The organism is Streptomyces sp. NPDC020983 (assembly GCF_044333485.1).
Taxonomy (GTDB): domain Bacteria; phylum Actinomycetota; class Actinomycetes; order Streptomycetales; family Streptomycetaceae; genus Actinacidiphila.
In genome coordinates, this window is record NZ_JBIRRA010000018.1 from 137,581 (window position 1) to 147,662 (window position 10,082).

General features: G+C 75.9%; 10 protein-coding genes. 3 read left to right on the forward strand and 7 right to left on the reverse strand.

The genetic code is table 11. The features are described from left to right. Positions 1 to 10: 10 nt before the first annotated feature. The 3 genes from ACH4SE_RS32385 to ACH4SE_RS32395 form a co-directional block, all read right to left on the reverse strand. Entirely contained in the window at positions 11 to 1,228 is a 1,218-nt protein-coding gene (locus ACH4SE_RS32385; protein WP_398547109.1) for an MFS transporter, read from the reverse strand. 192 nt (positions 1,229 to 1,420) lie between these two features. After that, positions 1,421 to 2,392 carry a carbon-nitrogen hydrolase family protein gene (locus tag ACH4SE_RS32390; RefSeq protein WP_398547110.1) on the reverse strand — a complete coding sequence of 324 codons (972 nt, stop codon included), beginning with the start codon at positions 2,390 to 2,392 and terminating at the stop codon, positions 1,421 to 1,423. Positions 2,393 to 2,709: 317 nt separating this feature from the next. After that, the gene (locus ACH4SE_RS32395) at positions 2,710 to 3,513 is read right to left on the reverse strand and encodes an alpha/beta fold hydrolase (protein WP_398547111.1); all 804 of its coding nucleotides are present in this window, start codon (positions 3,511 to 3,513) and stop codon (positions 2,710 to 2,712) included. Between the two features lie 266 nt (positions 3,514 to 3,779). Here ACH4SE_RS32395 and ACH4SE_RS32400 point away from each other — a divergent pair, with 266 nt between their 5' ends. Together ACH4SE_RS32400 and ACH4SE_RS32405 are read left to right on the forward strand one after the other, a co-directional pair. Beyond that, a complete protein-coding gene (locus ACH4SE_RS32400; protein WP_398547112.1) occupies positions 3,780 to 4,142 on the forward strand; it encodes a DUF488 domain-containing protein in 363 nt (120 codons plus the stop codon). Between the two features lie 278 nt (positions 4,143 to 4,420). Further along, entirely contained in the window at positions 4,421 to 4,900 is a 480-nt protein-coding gene (locus ACH4SE_RS32405) for a macro domain-containing protein (protein ID WP_398547113.1), read from the forward strand. A 474-nt stretch (positions 4,901 to 5,374) separates the two neighbouring features. On the opposite strand, the gene ACH4SE_RS32410 is transcribed toward ACH4SE_RS32405, so the two are convergent. From ACH4SE_RS32410 to ACH4SE_RS32425, 4 genes are all read right to left on the reverse strand, one after another. Beyond that, the gene (locus tag ACH4SE_RS32410) at positions 5,375 to 5,746 is read right to left on the reverse strand and encodes a toxin Doc (protein WP_398547114.1); all 372 of its coding nucleotides are present in this window, start codon (positions 5,744 to 5,746) and stop codon (positions 5,375 to 5,377) included. 1 nt (position 5,747) lies between these two features. After that, a complete protein-coding gene (locus ACH4SE_RS32415) occupies positions 5,748 to 5,993 on the reverse strand; it encodes a toxin-antitoxin system HicB family antitoxin (RefSeq protein WP_398547115.1) in 246 nt (81 codons plus the stop codon). A gap of 307 nt (positions 5,994 to 6,300) precedes the next feature. Next, positions 6,301 to 6,687, reverse strand: a complete 387-nt coding sequence (locus ACH4SE_RS32420) for a TraR/DksA family transcriptional regulator (protein WP_398547116.1) — start codon at positions 6,685 to 6,687, stop codon at positions 6,301 to 6,303. Between the two features lie 170 nt (positions 6,688 to 6,857). Further along, a complete protein-coding gene (locus ACH4SE_RS32425; protein WP_398547117.1) occupies positions 6,858 to 8,639 on the reverse strand; it encodes a condensation domain-containing protein in 1,782 nt (593 codons plus the stop codon). Between the two features lie 684 nt (positions 8,640 to 9,323). Between ACH4SE_RS32425 and ACH4SE_RS32430 the strand changes: the two genes are divergently transcribed. Next, on the forward strand, positions 9,324 to 10,082 hold a 759-nt coding region (locus tag ACH4SE_RS32430), incomplete at its 3' end, for a condensation domain-containing protein (RefSeq protein ID WP_398547118.1).

A 10,082-nucleotide genomic window follows, 5' to 3' on the forward strand; every position in this document is an offset into this window, starting at 1 on the left:
CCGGCCCGGGTCACGCAGGGCGGCGCCCGGTGAACGACGAGGCGAGCAGATCCTCGGCGAGGAGGACGGCGAGACCTGCCGCGGCAAGGCAGCCGCCGACCACGGCGGTGCTGTGCGGGCCGTGGGCGTTCAGGAGTTGCCCGCCGAGCAGGGAGCCCGCGGCGATGCCCGCGTTGAAGGCCGCGGAACCGGCGGCGGACGCGATGTCGACACTGCCCGGGGCGATGCGCAGGATCCGGCTGGTCAGAGCGGTGATCATGGCCGCCATGGCGAGCGCCAGCAGCGCCACCGCCGTCACGGCGGCGGCCGCCCGGGACCCGGCGGTCGCCAGCAGCGCCAGCGCGGCGGTCACCAGCGCCACCGACCCGATCATGGTGCCCCGGGTGCTGCGGTCGGACAGGGCCCCGGAAACGGTCGTGCCGACCAGGCCCGCCACTCCGCCCACGGCCAGTACGGCGCTGACGGAGTGCGGGGACATGCCGGAGACGCGGGTGAGGAAGACCGTGACGTACGTGTAAAACGCGAAGAAGCCGGCGATGACGACGGCGATCACCGACACCAGCAGGCCGAAACGCAGGCGGCTCGGCTCGGGGGCCGTGGCGGCCGGGTTGTCCTCCACGGGCGCCGACGGCAGAAGGGCCACCACGGTCGACGCGGCGGCCAGGCCGAGGACTCCGGTCACCAGGAACGGGATCCGCCAGTCGGTCTGCTGCCCCAGCCACGTCCCCGCCGGCACGCCCGCCACCTGCGCCAGGGACGACCCGGTGAACAGAGCGGCCACCACCTTCGCCCGGACCCGCTCGGGGAACATCCCGGCGGCGGTCGCCGCCACCACCGACCATATGACCGCGTGGGTCAGCGCGATCACGATGCGCGCCGCGAACAGGAAGGCGTATCCGGGAGCGGCGGCGCAGAGCAGGGTGCCCGTGGTGTAGATGCCCAGCGTGACGGCCAGCAGCCGGCGGCGGGGGACCCGCCGCGTCGCCGCGGTCAGCGGCACGGCGGCCGTGGTGACCACGAGCGAATACCCCGTGACCAGCAGCCCCACCGAGGACAGCGAGACATCCAGCCCGTGCGCGATCTGCGGCAGCAGCCCCACCGGCAGGCTCTCCACCGTGGTGCACACGAACAGCGCGACGGACAGCGCCACCACCGCGACCACCGCTCGCGCACTGCTGACGCCGCCGGACTCCCCCGCCTCCCTCGCCCGGGTCACGTCGACCGTCATGACAAACCCCCTCCGTGTCGCCGCAGTCCGAACCGCGAGAGCTCACGCCGCCGTCCGCTGCCGCAGCGGACGACCCTATCCCGTGCCCCGCGGAAGCTCACGCGTGGTCCTCGCGGCCGGCCGGACGACCGCAACGGTGGACCGGGGGAACGGAGCCGCGTGGGGCCGGCGCCCGGCCCCACGACGGGGACGTCACCGTCGGGCGGGGCCGCGGAGCGGGCGACCTGCGGAGTCGACGCGGACGAAAGGCTCGCTCACCGTCGTGTCCGTCAGGGATCCGTACGCCCTCGGGCGGCGGAAGGCGTTGCCCCACGTCTCCCTCCGGCGGTAGTCGCGCAGGGCGTCGAGGTCGAACACCGCCGGGAAGACGCCGGGGAGTTCGCCTGCCTCGACGACGAGCGTGTCGCGGGAGCGCCCGTCGGCGAAGGCGATGCCGTCGAACGCTGCCGAGTGACCGAAGCCGGGCCCGGCGTAGTTGGCCAGGGCGACGGCGGTCATGTTCTCGTAGGCGCGGGCCCGCAACTGGGTGAGCCGGTTGAACTCCATCTCGCACGCGTTCGGGACCAGGACGATTTCCGCCCCGGCCAGCATCAGCGCACGGGCGCTCTCGGGAAACTCCCGGTCGTAGCAGATCATCGCGCCGACGCGCACCGTGCCCGCGGCGGTGTCCAGCTCGCACGTACCGAAGGACTCCCCCGGGGTGAGAAGGGCTTCCGGCAGGCCGAACGCGCACGTGTGCACCTTCGCCTGGTGCAGGACCGGCCGCCCGTGCCGGTCGATCAGCGAGACGGTGTTGCGCGGCGGCCCGTCCCACCGTTCGAGGTAGGTCAGCGCTATCGCCATGTCCAGCTCTGCCGCAAGCGCCTGGAAGTGGCGTACGAAGGGTGAGTCCCGGTCGATCGCCTCCCCCAGCCACACGGCTTCGGGCAGGGGCGCGGGCGGCGGCGCGGCGGCGTCCCAGCGCTGCGGATGCCGGTACAGGCCGCCCCGCAGTTCGTCGGGGACGGCGGAGGCGTACCCGTTGCTCCACATCTCCGGGAACACCGCGATGTCGGCGCCCATCGCCCGGGCGCGGCGGCAAGCGGCCTCACCCGCGGCGAGGCCGCTTTCGAGCTCGGGACCGGCCGGGGCGAGTTGCAGCAGGGCAACGGTCAAAATGCGCACAGGGAACTCCTTCGTGGTGGCGCGCGTGGCAGTCGGACGGACGGCGAACGGCGTCGGCCACGGAGGAGCCCGGGCGGCTTGCTGACGTCAAAGCATGCCGTCACATTACCCCGGGGAGCAGCGGCCCCGGTCGCCCGGAGAACGGCGGAAGCCGGCGCGGAAGCCGGACGGGCGGCCCGTGACGGACGCCCTGCGGGATACGCGGGGGCGAGGTGGCCGGCGGATGTCCCAGGCGGTGGTGCTCCGCCGGCCGGCGCCGGGCCGGCACGGGCCGCGTACCGGACCCCGCGGCCGGCGCGGGCGCGGCGGTACGCCGGTCAGCTCGTGCCGGTGTCCGGATGCGTCGCACGGCGGACCGGCAGCATGGTTTCGACCGGTCCCTCCTGTGCGAGGTGGTCCAGTACGAGCCGGCGCACGTGGTCCGGCTGCTCCAGGGGAAGCAGGTGCGAGGCCCCGGGGACGACGGCCAGCCGGGAGTCCGGGATGCCGCGGTAGAGGGCGCAGGTGTGCTCCAGGGTGATCAGGTCGTCGTCCCCGGCCATGACGAGCGTGGGCGTCCGCACCCGCGCGAGATCCGCGGCGGTGAGGTCCGGCTGGGTGCGCCACATCGTGAGGACCTTGGCCGCGGCCACCGGCCAGTGCCCGGCGCCGTCCGGCGACACCGGCTCGTACAGCTCGCGGAAGAACGCCAGGTCGGGGCCGTCGGGTGTCATCGCGTCCAGCATCGACGGCGCCGCGAAGCACTCCGGCCCGGGGCGGAAGTTGGTGCCGATCAGCACGGCCCTGCGCACCAGGTCCGGGCGGGCGGCGGCCACGAGCAGCGCCACGATCCCGCCGTCGCTCCACCCGACCAGGTGCGCGGGCCCGGCCACGACCTTCTCCAGGAAGGCCGCGGTGTCCTCGGCCATGTCCTGGTAGGTGAGCGGCCCCTCGACGTCGGGGGTGTGCCCGTGCGCGCGCCGTTCCGGGAGGAGGACCTGGTGCCGCGCGGCGAGGCCCGCGCGCAGTTCCCCCCACGTCTCGTTGGTGCACAGGCCGCCGTGCAGCAGGACCAGCGGGTCGCCGGACCCCTCGGCCTCGTACCACGTCCGGAGCCCGGGAAGCGGCGCGTATTCGCCCATCGCCCCACATCCCTCCGCGCCGCGTCCTCCCGAGCCGTCGTTCCTCCAGTCTTGGCCCCGTCCCGGGCCCCTGCAACGCAGGTCCTCCCGGCCGCCCCGTCCGTCCCGTGGCCGCGGCCCGGGCGCACCGGGCCCGCGGCCAGGACGGCAGGCCGCTTCCGGGGGGCACTGGCGGGGGACGCGTCGTCGCGGGCCGGGGTCTGAGCCCGCCCGGCGGGGCGCGTTCACGCCGGAACAGGTACGGAGAAGCCGGGGAAGGTGCCGCCGTGGCCGGACAGGTCGACTACCGCAGGATCTACGGGGAGCGGTCTCCGAAGGAAGGCAGGCGGGTGCTCGTCGACCGCCTGTGGCCGCGCGGGGTGAGCAAGGAGGACGCCGATCTGGACGAGTGGCTCAAGGACGTCGCGCCGTCCACCGAGCTGCGCCACTGGTATCACCACGACCCGGAACGCTTCGACGAATTCCGCCGCCGCTACCTCACCGAGCTGAACGACCCGGAGCACCGGGCGGCGGCGCAGAAGCTGCGCGATCTGGCGGCGCACGACGACGTCACGCTCCTGACCGCCACCAAGGACGTGGATCACAGCGAGGCCGCCGTCCTCGCCCGGTGGCTCGACGGGCAGGGCTGAAGCTCCGGCCACCCGCCGCGATCCCGGGCGCGGACGAGGACGCGACCGGGCGGGACCGCGGCGGCGGAGGTGCACGCCGGGACACCGGTCGCGGCGGCGAAGGCCGCCGGGCCCGGGCCGCTCAGCGGCCCGGGCACGGCCCACGGGATCGCCGTCCGGGGGGCGCACAGCGGGCCACGGAACCGGCGGCCCGCCGGGCGGACGCACGCCGGTGCGCACAGGCCCACGAGGCGGTCGGTCACCGGTCCTTGTCAGTGGCTGCGGGTAGCGTCCCGTGCATGACCGGAGGCATCACTTATGTGCGCGGGGACGCCACGACGCCGCTGGGCAAGGGCCCGAAGGTGATCGCGCACGTCTGCAACGACCTGGGGGGCTGGGGGAAGGGCTTCGTGCTGGCGCTCTCGCGGCGCTGGGCCGAGCCGGAGGCGGCCTTCCGGCGCTGGCACCGGGAGCGGGCCGGGAACGACTTCGGGCTCGGGGCGGTGCAGATGGTCCAGGTCGAACGGCTGGTGTGGGTGGCCAACATGGTCGGACAGCGCGGGACACGCACCGGCAGCAAGGGGGTGCCCGTGCGCTACGAGGCGATCGACGCCGCCCTCGGCATCGTGGCCACCCGGGCGAAGGAACTCGGCGCCTCCGTCCACATGCCCCGAATAGGCTGCGGCCTGGCGGGCGGTACATGGACGCGGGTGGAACCGCTGATCGCGGCGCGGCTCGTCGGCGCGGGTGTGGCGGTCACCGTGTACGACCACGGCTGACGGCCGGGGCGTTGTCCTCTCCGGACGGGTCGGCACGCCGGACACCCTGGCGATGCCGTCGGCCTCCTCCTCGCGGGCTCGGTGCTGCGGGGCGTCAAGCCCGTCGCGCAGCGCGCGCAGGCGCTCGGCGTCGCGCCCCTGACGTGCGCACCGCCGCCGAGCGGGGCGAGGGCGTGGTGGACGCGTTCGTCGCGGTCGGGCCGCACCGCACCGGTCAGGGCCGTGAGGCCGAGCCCTCCCGCTGCAGCACGGGGGGGGGGGGGGGAACAGGCCACGCGCTCCTCGCCGGTGGTGAACTACGGCCCGGCGGTGCGGCCGCCGTGCCCGGCGCACAGCCGGACAGCCTCCATCAGCAGCTCCAACGGGGCCCGGAGCGGCAGGGCGTGGAGCGCCTCGACGGGGAGCCGGCGGCGCAGCCGCGCTCGCTGCTGCCGGCCCTCGCCGCCGGCCGTTCCGGCTCCCGCCTCCGGATGCTCAGAGCCGCCAGGAGCGGATGCGGTCCGCCGTGCCGTACCCGTCGGCACGGCCGGCGTCGATGTCCCGGGCGAGGTCGATCACCGCGCCGCGCGGCGGGTCGACGGGCTCGCCCGCGGCGTTCATGTAGGCGATCGCGACCGCGACACCGTACAGGGCGTTGCGGGCCGGAAGCGGGCGCAGCCGGATGACGGTGTGCAGGAGGGCGGCGGCGCGCCAGGCGCTGTCGGCGGCGGCGCCCACCGCCGGGACGCTCACCCGGTGCCTGGCCACAGCCGCGGCCAGGCCCGAGAAGTCGTGCACCTCGGGCTGCTTGGGGAGGACCTCCGCCTGGCGTTCGAGCAGCCAGCGGATGTCGATGAGCAGTTCCACCTCACGCCGCCCGCGAGGCGTCCTCGGCGGCCGGGGCGTCGCCGGGGAAGGCGGCGTCAAAGTCGGCTGCGTTCTCCGCGACGAACCGGCGGAAGGCGTCGGCCGCGCCGTCGAGGCGGGGATCGCGCACAGCGTTGTGCGCGGCTTCGGTGATGAGCGCGGTCACCGTCGTCCCCTGGGCCTGCGCCCGCTGCTTCAGCTCGGCGTGGAGTTCCTCGGAGACCCGGATCGTCACCTGCTTCGACATGAACCGACCGTACAGCAGGACGTACAGCAGGGGTACGGACAAGGCACTTTCGGGCGTTCCGTCCGCGCCCCCGCTCCACCGGCAGGACGGCGGGGACGCGCCGGCGGCCGGGGCGCGGCGCCCTGCGACAGGCGGTCCCACCGCGGAGGACGCGGCGGAAGCAGGGGGTGGCGAAGCTCGCGGGGCGCGCACAGCCGGGCCGGTGCCGGGCCGGCAGCCGGGCGCCGGGCCTCCAGGTCCGGCCCACCCCCGGTCCGGCCGCCCCGGGGCAGGTGCGTGGCGCTCCCGACAGCGGTGCGGGGGGCTCTCAGCGGCCGCGGACCTCCGCGCAGCGCGTGCAGAAGGCGGCGGCGGGAAGGATGGCGAGGCGCTCCGGCGGAATCGGCTCGCCGCAGCCCTCGCAGCGTCCGTACGCGCCGTCGCCGAGCCGTTCCAGCGCGTCGTCCAGGGCGGCCAGCCGCTGCCGGGCCTGGTCCAGCAGGGCGGCGGTGTGGGCCCGCTCGAAGGCGGTGCTCGACCCCTCCGGGTCGTGCTCGTCGTCGACCGCCGCGAGGGCGTTGGCGGCCACGATCGCGTCGATGTCCCGGCCGAGCGCGGCGATCTGGGCGGCCGCGGCCTCCCGCGCCTCGGCCAGGCGTTCGCGGACGGCGGAGGTGTCGACGGCGGGGGCGGCCTTCCGGTGCGAATCGCTCATTACGGTACGAACACCGTCGCCGCTGCGGGCATTCCGGCTCCCGGCCGTCCGCGGGGCCCGGCCCGCGGCAGCGCCCGGGGGGCCGGTCCTGCGTACCGCCCGCCGGAGGCGCGGAGGCTCGGTGAGCGGGGCCCCTCCCCCGCCCGGCGGCCCGGGCGGCCGTGGCAGCCCTACGGGGCCGGGCGACGCGGCGCGGCCGGGGGACGGCCGCTGCCGCGGGCCAGGACGGGTGCCTGCTGCCAGGCGGTGCCGTCCGGCGCGCGGGGCGGGGGCGCCGCGCACACCACGTAGTCGTGCGGTGCCACGGCGGTGCGCAGGCCGGGGAGGGCCGCCGTGCAGGCCGCGTGCAGGGCGGCCGGGTCGGGGAGGGTGCGGGCACCGTGCAGGTAGGCGACGAGGCGGGGCCCTTCCGCGGACGGCTCCGGGAGGACGGCGGCGTGCTCCGCGCCCGTGGCGCGGCGGACGAGGGCGGTGACGGTCGGGAGGTGGGCCCAGCCCGCGTCCGCCAGGAACCAGTCGTCGCCGCGCGGGTCGGGGACGAGGCCGGTGCGGTCGCCGATCGCGGCCACCGGGACGTCGCCGGTGAGCGACCCGCACAGCACGCCCTCCACCGCGCGCAGCCACGCGACGGCCTCCCCGGCGGGCAGCAGGGCCGTGTCGACGATCGTGGTGAGGGTGACCCGGCGCGGCCTGCTGTCGGCGAAGACGAAGTACGTGCTGGTGCTGTTGTCGGTGCCGTCGAGCCAGCGCCACCGGGTGCGGGCCGCGGCCACGTCCAGTTCGGCGGCGGTCGGGCGGACGGTGGCGGGCGCGGTGTGCTCGGCGGAGGTGCGGAAGTTGAGCCAGCACGACAGGTCGAAGGCGCAACCGCGCCGCAGTTCGGCGTCGCGGCGCGTGGCGGCCAGGTCGGCGGGCGGGTAGGCGCCGAAGCGGGCGGCCTGGAAGACGGTCGGGGTCGCACGGCCGATGACGTCCGCGACGGTGGCGTCCGTGAGGTCGACGGCGACCGGGACGTCCTGGGTGAACATGCCCACCGCGCCGTGCAGCCGGGTCCGGGCGCGGTTGCCGACGGTCAGCTGGAGGAAGGCGCGGGGCAGGCCGGCGACGAAGCCGGAGACCGCGGCCAGACCGGCGAACAGCACCGTGGCGGGGCTGGAGTTGTGCCGGGCGGCGAGCGCGGGCAGGGCCAGCGCGAGGGCGGGCGAGTGGAATTCGAGGTAGCGGTAGCGGGGCGGCTCCGCCTCGGCGAGGGCTCTCGGCAGCATGGTCTGCGGCATCACGTCGAAGGTGCGTTCGTGGTGCGCGACCGCCCGCACGCCGCCGCGCACACCCGCGGGCGAGCGCTCCCTTGCGGCCTCGTCGAGCATCCGGTGCGGTGTCGCGGGCACGGGGGCGCGGACGGGCTGCGGTGGCAGCAGGGCGCGCAGGTGGTGCCGTATCCACGCGGCGCCTTCGTGGTCGACGGCGAGGTGGCACAGCACGAGGAGGAGGTGGCGGGGGGCGCCGTCGACGCAGACGAGCGCGGCGCGGACGGGCCAGTCCACGCCGATGTCGAAGGGGCGGGCGGCCGCTTCGGCCAGGACCTGCGTGGCGACGGTCTCCCCCGCCTCGGCGGGGCAGTCGTGGATCGTGACGCCCAGCGTCACGGTGGCGGAGACGCGCTGGACCGGGCCCTCGGGCGTGGCGGCGTACCGGGTGCGCAGTGTGTCGTAGGTGCGGACGAGGTCGGCGAGGGCGTCGAGCACCTCGTCCTCGGTGAGGCCCGTCCGCAGTTTCGCGGCGAAGCGCAGGTTGAGCGGGTCGGTCTGCGGGTGCAGCTCCTCGAAGAGCAGGAGCATGTGCTGCTGGGCCCAGGTCAGGGGGCCGTCCGCGGGCCCGGGGGCCGGGGCGGCGTGGATGTCGATCGTACGGTGGCGGGGCAGGAGTCCGGGCACCGCCGCGTCGGTCGTCATGTGCTGCCGCCTTCCTGTCGGACCGGACCGCACCGGCGGCGGGGCGCGCCGGTGTGCCCGCACGGTGGACGGAAGTGCTCCCACGACGGAACGGCCCCCGTAGCGGGCGGGGACGCGCAGGGATTGTGCACGCGGGGCGGCCGGCGGCTCGGCACGCTCCTGGCACTCCGTCCACCATTGGTCTAGACCAATATCGTTGGACGCGCGTCAGTCTGCCAGGTGCCCGACAGGCCGTCAATCCCCGCCCGAACGGGCAGGTGAGGCGGCACGGAGGCGGCCGCCGGGCATGCGGCGGGATGCGGGCGCCGCCGCCGGGCGCCTGGGGTCCGGCCGGAAACCACCCGGCGGTCGGCTCTTGACCGGCGGGACGCGCGGCTGCTGATATAGCGGCCGAACGCGGGGAGCGCTCCCACGGGGTTCGGCTGTTCGCGGCCCCGCCCGGGGTGCCGGCGGGCAGCGTCCCGTGACCCGGGCGGTGCCGAAACACAGGGGGTGCCTCGGGAGAGGGTGGAGTCGGGGGTGCCGCGCGCCGACCGGCGCCGGAGCAGGCAGCGGGGGCGGCCTCTCCGGCGCCCAGCGCCGCGCACGGCTCCCGGAACCGAACCACTGCCGTAGCCGGCCCCTGAGCCGGTGCCGTATCGCACGCCGTCCGTACCCGCCCCCTTGATCCCGGAGAGAAGACGAGTGAAGACCGGACCGCTCACGTACGCCCAGCAGCGGCTGTGGTTCCTGCACACCTTCGACCCGGAGGACCCTTCCCACAACCTCGCCTACGCCTACCGGCTGCACGGTGCGCTGGACGTCCCGGCGCTGGAGGCGGCCTTCACCGCGGTGGTCGCCCGCCACGACGCCCTGCGCACCCGCTTCACCGACGAGGACGGCGAGCCGAGGGCGGTCGTCGAGGACCCGGCACCCGTCACCGTCGAGCGGCTCGACGCCGCGTCCGCCGAGGAGGCCCGGGGGATCGTCGCGGCGCGGACGAACACCTGCTTCGACCTCGCCGCGGAGCCGCCCTTCCGCGTCACGGTGATACGGCTGGCCGCGGACGACCACGTGCTGTGCGTGACGCTGCACCACATCAACGGCGACGGCTGGTCCCTCAACGTCGTCCAGGAGGAGGTCGCGGCGCACTACGCGGGCCGGACGCTGCCGCCCCCGCCGCTCCAGTACAGCGAGCTGGCCGCCGCGGACGAGCCGCCCGGCGACCCCGCCTGGTGGGTGGAGCGGCTGGCGGGGGCGCCGGACCTGGAGCTGCCGACCGACCGGCCGCGCCCCGCCGAGCGCACGTCCGCGGGCGGCCAGACGGAGATCGCGCTCCCGGCCCCGCTGGTCGGCGCCGTGCACGAGCTGGCCCGGAAGCTGCGCTGCACGCCGTACATGGTGCTGCTGGCGGCGTATCAGGTGCTGCTCGCGCGGCACAGCGGGCAGAGCGACTTCTGCGTC

What these genes read in the sequence shown, in the direction of transcription:
- ACH4SE_RS32420 (WP_398547116.1), bottom strand. Translation starts at nt 6,687, where the DNA reads ATGAGCGATTCGCACCGGAAGGCCGCCCCCGCCGTCGACACCTCCGCC.
- ACH4SE_RS32405 (WP_398547113.1), top strand. Translation starts at nt 4,421, where the DNA reads ATGACCGGAGGCATCACTTATGTGCGCGGGGACGCCACGACGCCGCTG.
- ACH4SE_RS32385 (WP_398547109.1), bottom strand. Translation starts at nt 1,228, where the DNA reads ATGACGGTCGACGTGACCCGGGCGAGGGAGGCGGGGGAGTCCGGCGGC.
- ACH4SE_RS32415 (WP_398547115.1), bottom strand. Translation starts at nt 5,993, where the DNA reads ATGTCGAAGCAGGTGACGATCCGGGTCTCCGAGGAACTCCACGCCGAG.
- ACH4SE_RS32425 (WP_398547117.1), bottom strand. Translation starts at nt 8,639, where the DNA reads ATGACGACCGACGCGGCGGTGCCCGGACTCCTGCCCCGCCACCGTACG.
- ACH4SE_RS32395 (WP_398547111.1), bottom strand. Translation starts at nt 3,513, where the DNA reads ATGGGCGAATACGCGCCGCTTCCCGGGCTCCGGACGTGGTACGAGGCC.